Origin of the sequence: Sphingomonas sp. 28-62-11 (genome assembly GCF_002278865.1) — a bacterium.
In the GTDB taxonomy this organism is placed as follows: domain Bacteria; phylum Pseudomonadota; class Alphaproteobacteria; order Sphingomonadales; family Sphingomonadaceae; genus Sphingomonas.
In genome coordinates this window covers 1-18,175 of record NZ_NCGB01000010.1, presented here as the reverse complement: position 1 = coordinate 18,175, position 18,175 = coordinate 1, and the positions used below count along the sequence as shown (strand labels likewise).

Annotated in this window: 17 protein-coding genes, 1 tRNA gene and 1 pseudogene; 12 read left to right on the top strand and 7 right to left on the bottom strand. The window is 63.2% G+C overall.

What is annotated here, in order from left to right; all coding sequences use genetic code 11:
• Nucleotides 1-80: 80 nt before the first annotated feature.
• Nucleotides 81-1,400 (top strand): 2-hydroxychromene-2-carboxylate isomerase, encoded by a 1,320-nt coding sequence (locus B7Y49_RS04495; RefSeq protein ID WP_374126376.1) that lies wholly within the window; start codon nt 81-83, stop codon nt 1,398-1,400.
• On the top strand, nt 1,397-2,470 hold the full coding sequence (locus tag B7Y49_RS04490) for an MBL fold metallo-hydrolase (protein WP_374126375.1): 1,074 nt from the start codon (nt 1,397-1,399) through the stop codon (nt 2,468-2,470). The genes B7Y49_RS04495 and B7Y49_RS04490 overlap by 4 nt, the downstream gene beginning before the upstream one ends.
• A 120-nt stretch (nt 2,471-2,590) precedes the next feature.
• On the opposite strand, the gene B7Y49_RS04485 is transcribed toward B7Y49_RS04490, so the two are convergent.
• Together B7Y49_RS04485 and B7Y49_RS04480 are read right to left on the bottom strand one after the other, a co-directional pair.
• The gene (locus B7Y49_RS04485; protein ID WP_374126374.1) at nt 2,591-4,999 is read right to left on the bottom strand and encodes an arylsulfatase; all 2,409 of its coding nucleotides are present in this window, start codon (nt 4,997-4,999) and stop codon (nt 2,591-2,593) included.
• A gap of 14 nt (nt 5,000-5,013) precedes the next feature.
• Nucleotides 5,014-5,316: an SCP2 sterol-binding domain-containing protein gene (locus B7Y49_RS04480; protein WP_374126373.1), complete on the bottom strand. Its 303-nt coding sequence runs from the start codon at nt 5,314-5,316 to the stop codon at nt 5,014-5,016.
• Between the two features lie 101 nt (nt 5,317-5,417).
• On the opposite strand from B7Y49_RS04480, the gene B7Y49_RS04475 reads away from it, so the two are divergent.
• From B7Y49_RS04475 to B7Y49_RS04455, 5 genes are read left to right on the top strand one after another with little or no spacing between them, the layout of a single operon-like run.
• Entirely contained in the window at nt 5,418-6,446 is a 1,029-nt protein-coding gene (locus B7Y49_RS04475) for a glutathione S-transferase N-terminal domain-containing protein (protein ID WP_374126372.1), read from the top strand.
• Complete coding sequence (locus tag B7Y49_RS04470; protein ID WP_374126371.1) at nt 6,439-7,263, top strand: formylglycine-generating enzyme family protein; 825 nt, start codon at nt 6,439-6,441, stop codon at nt 7,261-7,263. Before B7Y49_RS04475 ends, B7Y49_RS04470 begins: the two co-directional genes overlap by 8 nt.
• A gap of 54 nt (nt 7,264-7,317) precedes the next feature.
• Nucleotides 7,318-7,944: a hypothetical protein gene (locus B7Y49_RS04465; RefSeq protein ID WP_374126370.1), complete on the top strand. Its 627-nt coding sequence runs from the start codon at nt 7,318-7,320 to the stop codon at nt 7,942-7,944.
• A complete protein-coding gene (locus tag B7Y49_RS04460; RefSeq protein ID WP_374126369.1) occupies nt 7,941-8,375 on the top strand; it encodes a hypothetical protein in 435 nt (144 codons plus the stop codon). The genes B7Y49_RS04465 and B7Y49_RS04460 overlap by 4 nt, the downstream gene beginning before the upstream one ends.
• A 13-nt stretch (nt 8,376-8,388) precedes the next feature.
• On the top strand, nt 8,389-9,462 hold the full coding sequence (locus B7Y49_RS04455; protein ID WP_374126368.1) for a DUF2855 family protein: 1,074 nt from the start codon (nt 8,389-8,391) through the stop codon (nt 9,460-9,462).
• On the opposite strand, the gene B7Y49_RS04450 is transcribed toward B7Y49_RS04455, so the two are convergent.
• Nucleotides 9,459-9,830: a hypothetical protein gene (locus tag B7Y49_RS04450; protein ID WP_374126367.1), complete on the bottom strand. Its 372-nt coding sequence runs from the start codon at nt 9,828-9,830 to the stop codon at nt 9,459-9,461. The genes B7Y49_RS04455 and B7Y49_RS04450 overlap by 4 nt on opposite strands.
• A gap of 100 nt (nt 9,831-9,930) precedes the next feature.
• On the opposite strand from B7Y49_RS04450, the gene B7Y49_RS04445 reads away from it, so the two are divergent.
• Nucleotides 9,931-11,586, top strand: coding sequence for a sulfatase-like hydrolase/transferase (locus B7Y49_RS04445; protein ID WP_374126366.1), 1,656 nt, complete (start codon nt 9,931-9,933; stop codon nt 11,584-11,586).
• A 103-nt stretch (nt 11,587-11,689) separates the two neighbouring features.
• Here B7Y49_RS04445 and B7Y49_RS04440 read toward each other — a convergent pair whose 3' ends face one another.
• The 4 genes from B7Y49_RS04440 to B7Y49_RS04425 form a co-directional block, all read right to left on the bottom strand.
• Nucleotides 11,690-12,238, bottom strand: a complete 549-nt coding sequence (locus B7Y49_RS04440) for a hypothetical protein (RefSeq protein ID WP_374126365.1) — start codon at nt 12,236-12,238, stop codon at nt 11,690-11,692.
• A 94-nt stretch (nt 12,239-12,332) separates the two neighbouring features.
• On the bottom strand, nt 12,333-13,337 hold the full coding sequence (locus B7Y49_RS04435) for a hypothetical protein (RefSeq protein WP_374126364.1): 1,005 nt from the start codon (nt 13,335-13,337) through the stop codon (nt 12,333-12,335).
• Nucleotides 13,334-13,888, bottom strand: a complete 555-nt coding sequence (locus B7Y49_RS04430; protein WP_374126363.1) for a sigma-70 family RNA polymerase sigma factor — start codon at nt 13,886-13,888, stop codon at nt 13,334-13,336. Before B7Y49_RS04430 ends, B7Y49_RS04435 begins: the two co-directional genes overlap by 4 nt.
• A gap of 121 nt (nt 13,889-14,009) precedes the next feature.
• Nucleotides 14,010-14,096, bottom strand: a tRNA-Leu gene (locus B7Y49_RS04425).
• A gap of 168 nt (nt 14,097-14,264) precedes the next feature.
• Between B7Y49_RS04425 and B7Y49_RS04420 the strand changes: the two genes are divergently transcribed.
• The 4 genes and pseudogenes from B7Y49_RS04420 to B7Y49_RS04405 all read left to right on the top strand — a co-directional run.
• Nucleotides 14,265-15,200 (top strand): complex I NDUFA9 subunit family protein, encoded by a 936-nt coding sequence (locus B7Y49_RS04420; protein WP_374126362.1) that lies wholly within the window; start codon nt 14,265-14,267, stop codon nt 15,198-15,200.
• Between the two features lie 59 nt (nt 15,201-15,259).
• The gene (locus tag B7Y49_RS04415) at nt 15,260-16,069 is read left to right on the top strand and encodes an undecaprenyl-diphosphate phosphatase (RefSeq protein WP_374126361.1); all 810 of its coding nucleotides are present in this window, start codon (nt 15,260-15,262) and stop codon (nt 16,067-16,069) included.
• A gap of 160 nt (nt 16,070-16,229) precedes the next feature.
• Nucleotides 16,230-17,672 carry an NAD(P)-dependent oxidoreductase gene (locus tag B7Y49_RS04410; protein WP_374126360.1) on the top strand — a complete coding sequence of 481 codons (1,443 nt, stop codon included), beginning with the start codon at nt 16,230-16,232 and terminating at the stop codon, nt 17,670-17,672.
• Nucleotides 17,669-18,175: pseudogene (locus B7Y49_RS04405) on the top strand (glutamate synthase large subunit); the annotation flags it as partial. The gene B7Y49_RS04410 and the pseudogene B7Y49_RS04405, both read left to right, overlap by 4 nt.

Below are 18,175 nucleotides of genomic sequence, written 5' to 3'. Positions count from 1 at the left end.
TGGGTTAGCGCAACGCACTTAGCGATCAAGCAATGATAACTTCTTCTGGCGTTAGCCATGCTATAACGTATAGCTGCGCCATGAGCGCCCTCCGCCGCCTGGTGACTGCCGGTTTGACCAGCGATGGCCTGCGTAATGTGCGGCGTGCGCGACACCGGCTAGTACGCCGAATGGGAAACGGAACGATGGTGGCCGATTTCTTCTTCCAGGTCGATGACCCTTATGGCTCCGTATCGCTGCCCTTTCTCGCCGCGTTGGCCGAGCGCCTCCGGCTGACGCTTCGACTCCATCTTGTTCCCGCCCCCGATGCTGCGGCCGCACCTGAGATCGACCGGCTGGCGGACTATGGCAGGCGTGATGCGCGCATGCTGGCGCAGACGCTGGGGCTGGAACCGATCGGCAGCGGACACCCGACGCCTGCGCAGATCACCCGCGCGCAAGCGATCGCCGCGGCTGCGCTCGCCAGCGAAAAGCCGGTCGATGTATTGATCGCCGTTGCACGCGCCTGCCTGGCCGATAACGCTGACCAAGCGCTGGATGCACTCGCCAGAAAATATGGCGCGATCGACGAAGCAGCAACGGCGGCACGCGTCGCGCAAGGGGCATCCATCCGCCAAAAGCTGGGGCATTATCTTGGATCGACGACCCACTTTGAGGGCGAGTTTTACTGGGGGGTAGACCGGCTGCATTATCTGGAAGCGCGGCTGCGCGCGGAACAGCCGACCGGCGAGGCATCATTATGCCCGATCCTTGATCTCCGCTCCCTTCCCGTTGGTGTGGCGGGAATCGCCAAGCCCAGGCTCGATTTTTATCTGTCGTTCCGCTCGCCCTATACGATGGTTGCCGCTGAACGGATCGGTGCACTTGCCGAGGCGTATGGCGCTGATCTGCGGTTGAAATTCGTGCTGCCGATGGTGATGCGCGGCCTGCCCGTGCCGGGGGCGAAACGGATGTACATCACGCTCGACACCAAGCGTGAGGCCGCCCGCAACGGAATCGCCTTCGGCAAGATCGTCGACCCCGTCGGACTCGGCGTCGAGCGTGGGCTCGCCGTGCTGCACCATGCGATCGCGCGCGGGCGCGGGCTCGAATTTGCCCGGTCCTTTTTGCGTGCAGCCTTTGCCGAAGGCACCGACATGACGACCGACGCCGGTCTGCTTCCCATCGCCGCGCGCGCGGGGATCGATGCAGACACGGTTCGTACCGCGCTCGCCGATCCGTCATGGCGCGACGTCGCCGAGGCCAATCGTGCTGATCTGTTTGCGCTTGGCCTGTGGGGCGTGCCCTCTTTCCAGGTCGATGATCGGCCCGGCTGGTTGGGGCAGGACCGGCTGTGGCGGATCGAGGACGATCTGCGCAATGCGCTTCACCTTCCACCCATCGATCGGATAACGCCATGAAACGCTTGATCGGGATTGTCGCCCTGCTGCTTGGGCTGTTGGCTGGCGGCGCCTATCTGATGCGCGACCGGATCGCGCTGGCGCTGTTCGAGCGCGGGATGGCGCAGGTGCTCGCGACCGATCCCTTTGCCGGGCGTCCCGACGGTCTGGGAGTCGCGCTATGCGGGGCGGGATCGCCGATGCCATCCCCCGATCGCGCCGGGCCGTGCACGGTGATTACCGCGGGACGCCATGTCTATCTGGTCGATATCGGCGAAGGCGGCGTGCGGAACCTTGGGCGGATGGGCTATGGCGCGGGCCGTGTGGAGGCGGTGTTCCTCACCCATTTCCATTCCGATCACATCGATTCGCTTGGCGCACTGATGCTGCAGCATTGGGGGACGAGCGGATCGCCGGTGCCGCTGCCGGTCTATGGCCCGATCGGCGTCGAGACCGTCGTCGGCGGGTTTAACGCCGCCTATAGCCTCGATCGCGGCTACCGGATCGCGCATCATGGCACCAAGGTGATGCAGCCTGCCGCGTTCGGCATGCAGGCCTTTCCACAAGACACCCCCGCCAATGGGGACCCCAGGCTGGTGTTTGCCAAGGACGGCCTTCAGGTCTTCGCCTTCCGGGTGGATCACAGCCCGGTCGAACCGGCGTATGGCTATATCTTTGCCTATAAGGGCCGACGGATCGTCGTCAGCGGCGATACCAAGCCGACCGCCTCGGTCGAGCGCGCGGCCAAGGGTGCTGATGTGCTGGTGCATGAGGCGCTATCGGACAAGCTGGTTGGGCTGCAGCAGGCGGCGGCGACCAAGGCCGATCGGCCGATGCTCGCCAGGATCTTCCACGACATCCCGACCTATCACACCACGCCCACCCAGGCCGCCGACATCGCCCAGCGCGCAGGGGTGAAGATGCTGTTGCTGACGCACATCGTGCCGCCTTTACCCTATTCGATCCTGGAGGGGCCATTTCTGAGCGACGCCCGCAGCCGTTTCAAAGGCCCGCTGGTGATCGGCCATGACGGGACCGAGATACTGCTCCCCGCGGGCAGCACGGCAATCGAGCAGCGGCGGCGATTCTAGACTCGATGTCGCGTTGACCAACACCCCCGTCATTGCGAGCGTAGCGAAGCAATCCCGTCGCGTACTAGATTGCTTCGCTGCGCTCGCAATGACGATTTAGCTGGTTTTAGACGCACGACGCTAAATCTTGATCTGCATCGCCTTGATGAAGCTGCGGATTTCCTGGAGTGTCGGACGGCGATTATCGACCTTGATCGTCACCCGATCAATCGTGCCCCCAAATGGATTCGCCCCCTGATAGGCCGTCGATACCGGTGCACCGAAATCGCGGCCGATCGACATGCCATCATAACTGGGGGCGGCGATGATCTTTTCAAATTTATGCGTCGCGCGTTGCTTGCCATTGACGAACAAGGTGCCACCACCCTCGAATGGCCGCACCGTCATTTTCTGGACGTACCGGATGACGGACTTGCCAACCGGCACCGGCCCACCCGATATCCGTTCGGACCAGGGGATCAGGCTGCTGTCGTAGAAAAGCTGTCCGCCCTTCAGATAGATCACATAGCCTGCAGGCGCCGAGCCATGGGCGAGCAGCACGCCATCCTGCACGTTGGCCGGGCGGTCGATCGCGATCTCGATGCTGTGATCGAGCCCACAGACAAGCGGCGCGGCTTCCACCGGCAGATACGGCACAGGCGGGCGGAATTCCCATAACGGCCGGATATCGGCCATGCGCTGCTGGCTCATCTTGACGATCAGGTTGCGATCATCGAGCGGATAGACATTGTTAGCGCGCGCCGCTTTGTCCCATTTCGCCTTGAGCGAGGCGGCGATATCCGGGTGGCGATCCGCGAGATCGGTCATCTCGGTGGGATCGGTCGACAGGTCGTAGAGCGCCCAGGCATCGGCATCGAAGCTGTTGCCGCGTTCGTGCAGCGTCACCAGCCGCCATTTGCCCTCTTCATAGGCGCGGTAGCCGCCCAGCTCATAATATTGCTCGCGTCGGGTCGCAGCGGCGGGCGAGGCGAAAGTGGCGGCAAAGCTTGCCCCGTCGACCGGCTTTTGGCGGCGGCCCTGATAGAGCTCGGGGCGCTTGAGTTTGGCCGCCTCAAGCAGCGTCGGGAACAGATCGATTACATGGACGAACTGCTTGCGGATCTCACCCTTGGCGGCGATCTCTTTGGGCCAGCTGACGATCAGCGGATCGGCGACGCCACCCAGATTGGTGAACTGCTTGTAGAGCCTGAACGGCGTGTTCGAGGCATTCGCCCAGCCCATCGGGTAATGCGGGAAGGTACTTGCCTCGCCCATTTCCGGCCCCAGCCGCGCGGCATCCGCGAGCGGCACCGCACGTCCGAGCGCGGAGGCGAAGATGTTCGGCGTGCCCGCCGGGGTGCCTTCGGGCGAGCCACCATTGTCGGAGAACAGGACGATCATCGTATCATCACGCACGCCCAGCGCATCGAGCTCGGCGGTCAGCCGCCCGATATTCTCGTCGATCGACGCGATGACCCCGGCATAGACTTCCATATAGCGCGCATAAACTTGGCGCTGCTCGGGCGAGAGGCTGTCCCACGCATCGGCGCCTTTCGACAGCGGCGGCAATTGCGTGGTCGGCGAAATGATACCGAGCTTGTGCTGCTTGGCGAGCCGTTCGCGGCGCAGCACATCCCAGCCCTTGTCGTACCGGCCCTTATACTTGTCGCGGAGCGCCGGTTTGGCGTGCAGCGGCGAATGCGCGCCCGAATAAGCGAGCTGCACGAAGAACGGACGATCGGGCGTAAGCGCACGGTGGGTGCGGACATAGCCGATCGCGTGGTCGGTCAGATCATCAGTGGCATAATAGTCATCGGCATCGGGCCGGGCCATCACATCGACCAGGGTCGTCCCGTCGAACATCGCGCCGGGGCGAAAATAGTCGGTCGAATGGCCCTGAAACCAATAGGCGTGATCGAACCCGCGATTGGTCGGCCAGTTGTGGAACGGGCCTGCCGGGCCGTTGCTGGCGGACAGGTTCACATGCCATTTGCCGCACAAATAGGTGCCGTATCCAGCCTGGCTCAACACTTCGGGCAGGGTCGCCGCATCGCGGGTCAGGTCACCGCGATAACCGGGATAACCACTGTCGATATCGGCAAGCCAACCCATCCCGGCATTGTGGTGGTTGAGCCCGGTCAGGAACGCCGCGCGGGTGGGGCTGCACATCGCGGTGGTGCGGAAATTGGCATAACGCAACCCGCGTGCGGCGATGGCATCGATCGCTGTCGTTTCGATATCGCTGCCATAACAGCCGAGATCGGCGAAGCCGACATCGTCAAGGATGATGACGACGATGTTGGGCGCACCCGCTGGCGGCTTCACCGGACCGCCGCGTGCCGGGTGCGAATCGGCATAGGATTGCGCGATCTGCGGCGGATCGCCCTCTGCCACGGGGGCCTGCGCAATATAGGGGGTCAACTGCCCCTTCACATACACACCGCCCGCCGCGAGCGCCGCCGCGCCGCCGGCGCCCACCGCGCCGCCGATCAGCAACGACCGGCGATCAATGCCCTTTTTGGTCCCCGCGCTGTCGTTCGAATCCGCCATGCCCCCCGGCCCTTTCAGAGCTTGATTTTACTCGTCACCGCTTGCAGCTGCATCGCCAGCGCCATATCGCCGTCGATCTTGATCTTGCCCATCATCACCGCCATCACCGGGTTCAGCTTGCCCTTGGCGAGCGCCTTGAAGTTATCCAGGCTCATCCGCAGCGTCGTCTCTGCCGGCACATCATCATTGGAAACTGCCGCTGCCACGCCATCCAGCAGGATCACGCCATCCTTGCCGAAATCGAACTTGATGCTGTGCCCCGGAACAAAGGCTTCGTTTGCTGCCATGATCGCGGTAATGTCAGCCAACTCAGCCATGATTGATCCTTTCATCTTTCGGCATTATCAATGCCAATAACATCGGCGACGGCGAACAAGCAAGCCGCGACCGGTTGGCGCGAGCAGCCAGGAGAGCATGCGTGACCGACCCGAAGCTGCCCATTCTGATCGCGGGTTCTCCCGGCTCTCCCTATACACGCAAGATGCTGGCGGTGCTGCGCTATCGGCGGCTGCCCTATCGCTTCGTCCATGCCAGCAAGGTGCGCGATAAATTGCCTGCGCCCAAGGTGGCGTTGCTCCCCACTTTCTACTTCCCCGATGAAACCGGCGCGCTTGCCCCGATGACCGATTCGTCGCCGATCATCCGTCGGCTCGAGCGCGAGCATGCGGGGCGAAGCGTGATTCCCGCCGATCCCGCGCTCGCGCTGATCGATGCGCTGATCGAGGATTATGGCGATGAATGGCTGACCAAGGCGATGTTCCATTATCGCTGGTCGTTCGCGGACGACATCGCCAAATCGGCCACCGTTTTGCCCAACTGGTTCGGCAAGCCGCTCACCGATGCGGAGCTGAAGGCGATGGGCGACAATTTCGCCGCACGCCAGATCGGTCGGCTCGGCTATGTCGGCTCGAACAGCGTTACCGCCACGACGATTGAGGCAAGCTACAAACGGCTGTTGGCAATCCTTGACCGGCATTTCGCGCACCATCCCTTCCTGTTGGGGAATCAGCCCGGCGCGGGGGATTTTGCCCTGTATGGCCAGCTGACCCAGCTTGCCCTGTTCGATCCAACCCCCATGGCCGAAGCGGCGGCAATGGCCCCGCGCGTGATTGCGTGGAGCCATGTGATCGAGGATCTGTCGGGCGAAGACACCACCGGCTGGGTCGATCTACGCGCGCTGCCCACAACCGTGACGAGTTTGCTCGGCGAGATTGGGCGCACCTATGTGCCGTTACTGCTGGCGAATGCCTTTGCCGTCCAGGGCCGGGCCGACCGTGTGAGTACCGTGATTGACGGGCGGGTATGGGAGCAGGCGCCTTTCCCTTATCAGGCAAAATGCCTTGCGGCCCTGCGCGCGCAATATGAAGCGCTGACGCCGGGTGAGCGTGCGCGCGTCAACCACGCGCTCTCTGGCACTGGTTGCGGCGCGCTGTTCACCGATGACTGACGGCTTTGTCGGGATCCCAGGCGGCGCTTACCGCTTGGGATCGGACCGGCATTATCCGGAGGAGCGACCTGCCCGGACGGTGACAATAGCGGCATTTGCGATTGCGGCCGCCCCCGTGACCAACAATGATTTTGCGCGATTTGTAGCAGCGACGAACTATGTGACTGTGGCGGAACGGGCCGGCGTGTCTGCCGTGTTCATCGCAACGGCAGGACCGGTCGACCTCGACACACCGTCACGCTGGTGGCACGCAATTGCAGGCGCCTGCTGGCATCGCCCCGAGGGGCCTGGTTCAACCATCGCCACCCGGCCGGATCATCCCGTTGTTCATTTGGCGCTCGCCGATGCGATTGCCTATGCCGAATGGGTCAGCGCGCGGCTGCCGACCGAAGCCGAATGGGAAGCCGCGGCACGCGGCGGGTTGCGCGATGCCGATTATGCCTGGGGGGATGACTTGCTGCCCGGCGACACGCAGCCTGCCAATTTCTGGACCGGCAGCTTCCCGTGGTATCACGCCAGGATGGCGCAGCCCGGGACAACGCCAGTGGGCCATTTTCCTCGCAACGGCTATGGCCTTGCCGACATGATCGGCAATGTCTGGGAATGGACGACCACCGCTGCGCCGAGCGACGCGACCGCACTCGAGCGACGCTGTTGCGCGCCTGAGGAAACGGCCAACACCCTCATCATCCTGAAGGGTGGGTCGTTTCTCTGCGCGGCCGAATATTGCCAGCGTTACCGCCCTGCCGCGCGCATCGCCGTGGGTGCAGAAATGACCAGCGCGCATATCGGTTTTCGGATCGCGCGCGACAGCTGACTCGACTATTGACACCGTAAATGCCAATGTTCTGCCCAGCAATCAGGGGGGCTTATGAACGGCTGGATCATCTGGGGAAGCGCATTGGCGCTCTATATGCTGTTTCGGCTCTGGTATGATAATTGGCGCGGTCCGCTGACCCGGGGCGAGATCGCCACCTATCTTCAAAAGCTCGACGGACGCAGCGACACCACGCCCGAGGCGGTTGAGGCCGTGCGCCGTTTCATCGAAGCCGATGACGGGCGCGATTTCCTGATGTTCAACATCGTGAAGGCAACGCTGACCCCGGTCGCTGACCCGCAGACCGGAGAGATGGTACCCGGCGTTAACTTGCTGAAACGTTATGCTCGCCAATTCACGCCGGTCTTGATCGCGAATGGCGGACACCCCGCGATGATCCGCCGCAAAATTGGGGGGTATATGGATAGCTGGGCGACGGAGCCCGATCCCGGTTGGACGATTATCGGGCTGATGCGCTACCGCAGCCGCCGCGACATGATGAACCTGATCATCGATCCGCGCTTTGAAGCCGCCCATCCCGACAAGCTGGCCGGCACGCTTGCCACCTTTTCCTTTCCAACCGCGCCGATGGGCGGCCTTTATGTCGGTCCACGCGTCTGGCTGGCGCTGGTCTGCACGCTGGGCGCGGCACTTACCCACCTCGCGACCGTCACCTTGTGAGCCTGCTGCCGCCTTCGACCAATGACAGTTATCGGGGGAATGTGTGGGCAGCCCATTTTCTGTTGCTGCTGGGCATCGGCTGGGTGATCCCCGGGCTGATCCATGTCTTTTTGCCTGATGGCGGCGCCGGAACCATTGCCGGGATCGATCTACGGGGCAATGCATCGGCGCTGATCGGTGCATTTGCCTGGGCCGGCGCCACGCAGATCGCCCATGGTCTGACGATGATCGCGGTTGCGGCGCGCTATCGCCCCCTGGTCCCGTTGCTGCTCGCCGTCAGCCTGATTGAACGCGGGTTGCTTACCTTGACCGGATGGATAACCAAGGCCCCTGCCACGGGACACCATCCCCCAGAGCATTATTCCAGCGCATTGTTAATTGCGCCGATCCTGCTTTTCCTTTGGCTATCGCTTCGGCAAAGAGCGTCTTGAGGGAGATGTTGCGATGACCACCAAGCTGCTCGTCAACCGAAGCCAGATCGGCGAAGCCAAACTCGTCGAACGCCCAGAAGAAGCCCTTGCCGATGGTGAGGTACGCGTTCGGGTTAACCAGTTCGCACTGACCGCCAACAATATCACCTATGCGCTCACGGGCGGACAGATCGGCTATTGGCGCTTCTTTCCCGATACAGAAGAGGGCTGGGGCGTCGTGCCAATCTGGGGGTTCGGTACGGTGACCGAGTCATTGTCCGATCCGGTGCCAGTGGGCACGACCATTTGGGGCTTCCTGCCGATGGCGTCCGATCTGGTGATGCGGCCCGAACGCGTGACAATCGGCGGTTTTACCGACGGCGCCCTGCATCGCCAGGAATTGCCTTATGTCTATAATCTTTATGCCCGCACCAACGACGATCCGACCGAACTCGCAACGATCGCCGATTTGCGCAGCCTCGTTTTCCCGCTGTTCACCACCGCCTATGTGCTTGATGATTACATCGCCGATAATGACGGGTTCGGCGCCGCGCAGGTGATCCTGGGCAGCGCATCGTCCAAAACCGCCTTTGGCGTGGCGCATTTCCTGAAGGAACGGGGGGCTCAGAGCGTGATCGGGCTGACCTCGCCCGGCAATATAGGCTTTGCCGAAGGGCTAGGCTATTATGATCAGGTGATCGGCTATGACGCGATCGACACGCTCGATCCGGCGGTCGCCACGATATTCGTCGATATGTCCGGCAATGGTGATGTCGTGGCATCGGTCCACCACCATTTTGGCGACCAGTTGAAGGCGAGTATCGGGGTTGGCGCGACGCATTGGTCGGCCGCGCGCGCCGGGCAGGCGCTGCCGGGGCCCCGCCCCGCTTTTTTCTTCGCCCCCGGCCAAATTGCCAAGCGCGATACCGAATGGGGTCGTGGCGAGATCATGCGACGTGCCAGCGCCGCGAATATTGCGTTCTGCCAGTTGCTGGGGGAGCGGGTGGCGATCACGCATCAGGAAGGCGCAGAGGCCGTCGCCTCGGCCTATCGCGAGATGGCAGCAGGCCAGGTCCCGCCCGATCGCGGCCTGATTGTGCAGTTCTAGCGCAACTGGCTGCGTGCCAGGCCGATCAGCACCACCAAGACGGCCTCGATCGCCATCGGTTGGATGATCGCCGCATCGCCGGTCAGCGCATAACTATAAAGCCGCCCGGCAAAGGCGAGCGCTAGCAATAGCATCGGCAACAAGGCGATCTGCTTGTCGTTGCGCCACGCCGCCAGCAGCGCGCCGATTGCCCAGGTTGCAAAAAAGCCACCAACGTCAGCCCGCAGCGTTGCCGCCGCGAGCGGCGTTGCCGCTGTTGGGCCCAATTGCGCGGCAAAGCGCGGCTGATCAAACCAGACCAGCGCAAAAAGGCCGATCGCCAACAATCCGGCCAATGCCAGAAATCCGCGTGCCACCATGTTCGCCATCAACCCGCCCCCACCCTGTTCACAAAACTATTGGCGTTTTAAGTGTCATTTTGCAATATAGTTCGAACCGCGGCGAAGCGGCACCCGCAGGAGAGTGACGATGAAGCGAGTCTGGATCGGACTAATCATCCTGGCAGTGCTCGGCGTGGGCGGATATGCGGTATTCCAGGAGTATAAATACGCGATCCCCGGCATCATCGCCCGCTGGCGCGATCCGATTGCCCCCAACCACTCGGTGCAATGGGCGAGCGCAGCCGCAGCGCCCGTTGCCGCAAAGGCCAAGCGCCCACCCAACATCATTGTGATTGTCGCTGACGATTTGGGGCACAACGACATCAGCTTTTTCGGCGGTGGCATTGCCGGAGGCATCGTCAAGACCCCGAACATCGATTCGATTGGGCAGCAGGGCGCCAGCTACGACATCGCCTATGCCGCCAATGCCACATGCAGTCCGTCGCGCGCGGCGATGATGACGGGGCGGTACCCGACCCGGTTCGGGTTCGAATTCACCGCCGTGCCAGTGGTGTTCGCGCGCGCCGTATCAGCCGGGCATCGTGACGGCCCATTGCCGGTGATTTTCCACGAAGAATATACCAAGGACCTGATCGATTACCCCGATATGGGCATGCCCCAGGCCGAAATCACGATCGCCGATCTGCTGAAGCAGGGCGGTTATCACACGATGCAGATCGGCAAATGGCACCTGGGCGAGGCCAAGGCGCTGCAGCCGAACGGCCAGGGTTTTGACGAATCGCTCGGTTTTCTGGCCGGGGGCGGGATGTTCATGCCGCCCGAATCGCCGGATGTCGTCAACGCCAAGCTGCCCTGGGATCCGATCGATCGGTTCCTGTGGCCCAACCTGCCCTATGCGGTGCAGTGGAATGGTGGCCAGCGGTTCGCTCCCAAGGGTCATCTGACCGATTACTTTACCGACAATGCCGTCGCTGCGATCAAGGCCAATGCCAACCGGCCCTTCTTCCTGTATCTCGCCTATAACGCGCCGCACACGCCGCTGCAGGCGACCAAGGCGGATTACGACGCGCTCCCCCAGATCAAGGATCACACATCGCGCGTCTATGGCGCGATGGTCCGCCAGCTCGATCGCGGCATCGGGCGGGTGCTGCAGACGCTGAAGGACCAGGGGATCGACGACAATACGCTCGTCATCTTCACCAGCGACAATGGTGGCGCATGGTACACCGGCATCAAGGACAGCAACGCGCCTTTTCGCGGCTATAAGGCGACTTTTTTCGAAGGCGGCTTGCGGATACCCTTCTTTCTGCGCTGGCCGGGGCGGATCGCGCCGGGCACCAAATTGCCGGGGCCGGCGCATCATCTGGATATCTATGCCACCGCCGCCGCTGCCGCTGGGCTGCCCATTCCCGCCGATCGGGCGATGGACACGATCAACCTGCTTGGCCCCGCCACAGCAAGCCTGACCACAGCACCGCATGATCTGTTGTTCTGGCGATCGGGTGAGACCAAGGCAGTCCGCCAGGGCAACTGGAAGCTGCAGGTGGCGAAGCGCCCGAACAAGGCCTGGCTCTATGATCTTGCCGCCGATCCAACCGAACACCGCAACCTTGCCGCTGCCGATCCCGGTCGCGTTCAGGCGATGCGAGCGCTCCTGGTGGCGCATGATCGACAAATGCCCAAACCGCTTTGGCCCGCCTTGGTGGATGCGCCGGTGCGGATCGACGTGCCGCAGAACGCGCCGTGGAAAAAGGGCCAGGAATATGTCTACTGGTCAAATTGATAGGTAGGCTGGGCCAAGAAAAAGGGCGCGGCCGGAGGGGCTGGCCGCGCCCTTTCGAGCAGGAACGTCAACGGGAGGGGGCGATGGACGCCCTGCTCTATTCTCAGCGGCGGCGCTGACGGCCGGCGCCAGCACGCCGCGGAAATCCGGGCGCCCGAGTGGTGTTGACTGATCGCGTTATACCCGCATCAGTACGGGCCGAGTTGGCCGTGCGCGCATAGAGCGATTGGCCATTGGCCCCTGTAACATTCTGCTGCGCTGTAAAGCTGCCGTCGCCGCGCGTGGTACTGCCGGTATAGGTGACGGCCTCTCCATTACGGCGGGTGAACGTGCCCGTGGCAGTCGACCCCGTGTCGGTGCGGGTGCGGTTATAGTCGAGATTGCGGGTCTCGCCGGCGAAATTGGCCGAGTTGCCCTGAATAGTGACACCATTTTCGGTGCGGGTGCGATCAAATTCGCGGGTGGCCACCGCGCCATCGGCTTTGCGCGTAAGCGTACCGTCTCGGCTGGCCGTACCCGTTGCAGGGTCGATTACCGTAGTACGCGTGCCGCTATAATTAGGTCGATCGACAGTTACCGTGTTAGTTGACTGTGCATTAACCGCGCTGGCAGCGAAAATGATCAAAGTCGGCAAGATCAATGTCGATTTCATGGCTTTACTCCTACACGAATGATTGAACACTCAACGAAGAAAGGCAGCGCTTTCTTGTTCGGATCAACGTGTATTCGGGCAAAACCCTTCGCGCTCAGGGTTCGGGTGTCGAAGAATTATCATTAATGCTTGGTAACGCTGCTTGTGCGGACATACCAGCCAGTGCTTGCTCGGCCCGCCGCGCCTGCCAGCGACGCCGCTGTTCGCGGCGCATCTCGCGCCACGCGCGCAACGCCTGAACGTCCTGCAGCGTCAGACTAGCGGCCGATCCTTCCGGGGCGTTGCCAGACGATGCGCCTGGCAATGCGGCCCCTGGGTTCTGCTGCGCATTGGGGGCCTGCGCCAATAGCTGCGCCCGGCGTTGCTCAAGCCGGGGCGGCAGCGAGCCGGGCGGTGCGGCGAGCAAAGCGGCACGCCATTGGGCGCGACGATCGGCGGGGGTGCCTTGCGGCAGATCGGTCTGGCCCGTGCGCGCGGCGACCTGGGCATGCACGACGTTGCGGGGAACAAAAACGCCCCGCGCGGCCAGCCGCCGCTGGGTCCGCGTCACCATGCGTTCGGTCACCACTGCTCGGACCGGCAGCGGCAACGCGCGAAACCGCTCGAGCCGCTCGGCACGGGTGAGCGGCAGCGCAGGAGTCGCCACGATGTCGGTCGTCGGCTTGGCCTCCCCCACCGAATCCTTCGGCGCCGCCCGACGGGGTTCGCGCCGAGCTGCTTTGCGCTCCGCTGCGACTGGGGCTTGGGGCGACAGCAGGCGCGCGATGACTGGTATCTCGAAATGAACAGCCTCGAACATGCCCGCCGCTGCCGCCGTCGCGCTCGCCAACCCGAAGGCGATCAGGCCGACCGCCGATCGCCGCACCCAGGGACCACGACTGCCGCCGCGCGCATTGATGCGCCCGTCATGTCGCCGAAGCGCGGCGCGCCATGCCGGGAGGGCAGGCGCACCAAGCGATGCCGCCGCGCCGGGCCCAGCGACACTTGCCATCCGTGCGGCAAAACTTTCACCAGGCGGCGGGACATCGAACAGATCGAGCGCCTGTGCCACTGCCTGGTCGAAACCGCGACCATTGTTGATGAAGGACGGTGTGCTCATGCGGACATTCCTTCGCCGACAATGCCGGCACGGCGCAGCGAATCCTGCAGGGTCTTGCGCGCCCGGTGCAGCAGCGATTCGAACGCCTTGATGTTCATCTCGAGGGCGTCGGCGGCCATGATGTTCGATAATCCTTCGTAATATGTCAGCACGATTGCGGCGCGTTGCCGATCGGCCAGGGCAGCCACACAGGCAACCACGGCGGCTCGATGTTGCTCGCGTTCAATCAACGTGTCGGCGAGCGGCGCATCATCGGCGCGGTCGGGCGCCTCGCCTTCGCCAACAAACCGACGCTTGCGCAGCCGATCGAGACAGGCGTTGACCGATACCCGGTGCAACCACGCCCCAATGCCCGGCCCGCCTGGGCGCCAGCGCGCGGCGTGTTCCCACAAACGCGCCAGCGCTTCCTGGGCAACATCCTCCGCTTCGGTCACCTCGCCCAGCATGCGATAGCCAATCCGGCGCACCATCGCCGCATGCCGATCGACCACCAGCCGAAAGGCCGCAGCATCGCGCGCCGACAGCCGCGCCATCAGCGCGTCATCGTCCAAAGGCGCTTCGTCTGTTCGGGCTGTCGTTGCGTTCAAACCAATCCCCATCCCGATTCCGGGCTGCATCATCCGACTACGCGGGACGCGGGCAAACCCTTTGCGGGAATGGTTATAGGGGAAATGGTGCCCAGAAGAGGACTCGAACCTCCACGCCCTTGCGAGCGCCAGCACCTGAAGCTGGTGCGTCTACCAATTCCGCCATCTGGGCCCCAGAGACTTACATATCAGGTAGGGGCGGGGCTCTAGGGGAGGGGGGACGGGCTTGTCAATCGCATCATACGGACTTTCGGACACTCTTGCCGTTTGGCCGTGCCCCCGGCATGGAGCCGGTGACGCCGATGGGGCGATCAAGGACGTGGCAATGGGCGAAACGGCGATGAGGGACAAGCTTGTAACGCTGATCGGCGGCGGCGGCTTTCTGGGGCGTTATGCGGCCCAAGCGCTGCTCGGGATGGGTGCCCGCGTTCGGATTGCGCAGCGCGACGTACGCGGGGCGGAGTTTCTGCGCCCGCTTGGCGGGCTGGGCCAGACCCAGTTCGTGGCGGTCGATGTGCGCAAGCCCGATTCCCTGGCCCGGGCGCTGCAGGGCAGCGATGCCGTGGTCAATCTGGTCGGCATTTTGAAAGGCGATTTCAAGGCATTTCAGGCCGATGGCGCCCGCCATGTGGCAGAGGCGGCAAAGGCCGCCGGTGCCAGCGCGCTGGTGCATATATCCGCGATTGGCGCTGATCCCGCATCCGCCTCCAGCTATGGCCGGACCAAGGGGGAAGGCGAAGCGGCGGTGCGTGCGGCTTTCCCGCAGGCAACCATCCTGCGCCCCTCAATCGTGTTCGGGCGCGAGGATCAGTTCGTCAATCGCTTCGCCGGCCTGATCGTGTCGGCCCCTGTTGTGCCCGTTTTGCGCAGCGCCACGCGATTCCAGCCAATCTATGTCGCCGATGTCGCCAGCGCGATCGTCGCTGCGATCGCCGATCCGGCGCGCTATGGCGGCAAAACCTTCGAACTGGGCGGGCCTGACATCATCTCGATGGGCGAACTGGTCCGGTGGATAGCCACCGCCATCGATCGGCACCCCGCGATCATCGATTTTCCCGATTCCGTGGGGGCGATGATTGCATCAATGGGGTTCCTGCCGGGCGCCCCGATCACGCTTGATCAGTGGCGCATGCTACAGACCGACAATATTGTCGGTAGCGGGGCGGAGGGGATCAGTGCATTTGGCATCGAGCCCACCCCGTTGGTGAGCGTCGCGCCAGGCTGGCTGGTGCGGTATCGCCGCCATGGACGTTTTTCGAGCGACGCCGCCGCCTGATCCGCGCTACGGAGGTCGCTTGCCCGGGCAACCGGGGTGAAGCGGCCGCAGGGGGACATGTGTCAGACCTATTCACGATTATTCTGCTCGCCATTGTCGAGGGGATTACCGAATTCCTGCCGGTATCGTCGACCGGGCACCTGATACTGGCGGGCGCACTTCTCGGCTATGATGACCAGCGCTGGCAGCTGTTCAACATCGTGATTCAGCTGGGATCGATTCTGGCGGTGGTCGTGCTCTATTGGCGCACTTTCTGGGCGGTGATGCTTGGGCTGATCGATCTCAATCCGGTATCGATCCGGTTCGTCCGCAACCTGTTGATCGCCTTTGTGCCGGCCGTTGTGGTCGGGCTGTTGTTTCTGAAGCAAATCGAGGCCTTGCTGCTGCAGCCAATCGTGGTCGCGATTGCGCTGATCGTCGGTGGGGTCGCCATCCTGATCATTGAACGCCTGATCAAGCCCGGCGACACGGTGGGCATCGCCGAAGTGCCGGTGCGCACCGCCATCGGCATCGGGCTGATGCAGTGCCTCGCGATGATCCCCGGCGTTAGCCGATCGGGTGCGACGATCATGGGCGCGCTTTCGCTGAGCGTCGATCGGCGGACAGCAGCCGAATTCAGCTTTTTCCTGGCCGTGCCGACGATGCTGGGCGCGACGACGCTGGAACTGATCCGCCATCATGACGAACTGAGCGCCGCCAACAGTATTGGCATCACCGGCATCGCGATCGGCTTTGTCGTCGCGTTCGTCGTCGCGCTGCTCGTGGTGCGATGGTTTGTCGGGATCGTCAGCAAATATGGTTTCGGCCCCTTCGCCTGGTACCGGATCATCGCCGGGACAGCGGCACTGATCTGGTTACTCAATAAATAAGTCCGATACGGCCACATTTTGGATCGACACATCGCCGACCTGGAGCAATTCATCGCGTTCAACGCTATATTAGGTAATGGCTACTTACATAAAGTCACAAAAATGCGTGACTCGCGCGCTGCGCTGACGTAATCGACCCTGCGATAACCGGGGAAGTTCGATGGCTGGCGAGACGATGCTGCAATTTGTGGGGACCGAGCAGGCCTATCCGGCCAAGCGCGCGCCGCAATTGCGCGCCGAGGATTTTCAGGAAATCGCCAATCGTTATGCTGCACCCGAGGGAGAAGAGCAGGCTGGGCGGTGTTCACAGTGCGGCGTTCCTTATTGCGCAGTGCATTGTCCCCTGCACAACCACATCCCCGATTGGCTGCGCCTGACCGCCGAGGGGCGCCTGCGCGAGGCCTATGAACTAAGCAGCGCGACCTCGACCATGCCCGAGATTTGCGGCCGCATCTGCCCGCAGGACCGGCTGTGTGAGGGCAATTGCGTGATCGAGTTTTCAGGGCATGGCGCAGTCACGATCGGCTCTGTCGAGAAGTTCATCACCGATACCGCGTGGGACAATGGCTGGGTCGAACCGATCGTGGCAGGCCCGGCGCGGGGACAATCGGTGGGGATCATTGGCGCGGGGCCAGCCGGGCTGAGCGCAGCGGAGTATCTCAGAATGCTCGGCTATGACGTGACGATCTACGATCGGCATGATCGTGCGGGTGGCTTGCTGACCTATGGCATTCCCGGCTTCAAGCTCGAAAAGCCGGTGGTGATGCGCCGGATCGATCGGCTCGCCGCCGCCGGGATCGTGTTCGAACAGAATTTTGAAGTCGGCCGCGATGCCAGCCTGGACGATCTGCGCGCGCGCCATGATGCCGTGCTGATCGCGACTGGCGTTTATAAGGCCCGCGCCATTAAAGCGCCGGGCGTCGGCAGTGACGGAATCGTCGAGGCGCTCGATTATCTGATCGCGTCGAACCGCAAGGGCTTTGGCGATGATGTTCCGGCGTTCGATAATGGCCAGCTGAATGCGGCGGGCAAACATGTCGTCGTGATCGGCGGCGGCGATACCGCGATGGACTGTGTGCGCACCGCCGTCCGCCAGGGTGCGACCTCGGTCAAATGCCTGTATCGCCGCGATCGGGCGAACATGCCGGGGTCGCAACGCGAAGTTGCCAATGCCGAGGAGGAGGGCGTCGAATTCGTCTGGCTCGCCTCGCCTCAAGGTTTCGACGCGGAGGACGCGGTGACCGCCGTTCGCGTCAGCCGGATGCGGTTGGGGGCGCCCGATGCCAGTGGCCGCCGTTCGCCCGAACCCGAGCCGGGCAGCGATGCACTGCTGCCTGCCACGCTGGTGATCAAAGCTTTGGGGTTCGATCCGGAGCCCCTGCCGGTGCTGTTCGGGGCGACCGATCTGGGCGTCACGCGCTGGGGGACGATTCGCACCGACAGCAAGACGATGATGACCAATCTCGATGGCGTGTTCGCGGCGGGAGACATTGTGCGCGGCGCGAGCCTGGTCGTCTGGGCGATCCGGGACGCACGCGATGTGAGCGAACGGATGCACCATTGGTTGAAGGCGAAGGCCGCCGCCAGGAGGAAAGCCGCATGAGCGCCACCGAACACGAACGCGCCCGCATCGCGCGTGAAGGCATGTACCGTCCGGACATGGAATCGGACGCCTGTGGTGTCGGCCTGGTCGCGGCGACCGATGGCAAGCCCAATCGCCGCGTCGTCCAGTCAGCGATCGATGCGCTGAAGGCGGTGTGGCACCGGGGTGCCGTTGATGCCGATGGCAAGACCGGCGACGGCGCCGGCCTGCATGTCGATTTGCCGATCGCGTTCTTCGAGGATGCCGTGGCGCTTTCCGGTCACCGGCCGATGCCGAACCGGCTGGCGGTGGGGATGATCTTCCTGCCGCGCACTGATCTCGGCGCGCAGGAAGCGTGCCGGACGATCGTCGAAAGCGCGATTATCGAGGAAGGCTATACGATCTATGGTTGGCGGCAGGTGCCCGTCGATGTCTCAGTGATCGGGCAAAAGGCGCAGGCGACCCGGCCCGAGATCGAGCAGATCATGATCGCCGGGCCGCTACCCAACGAACAGACCACCGCC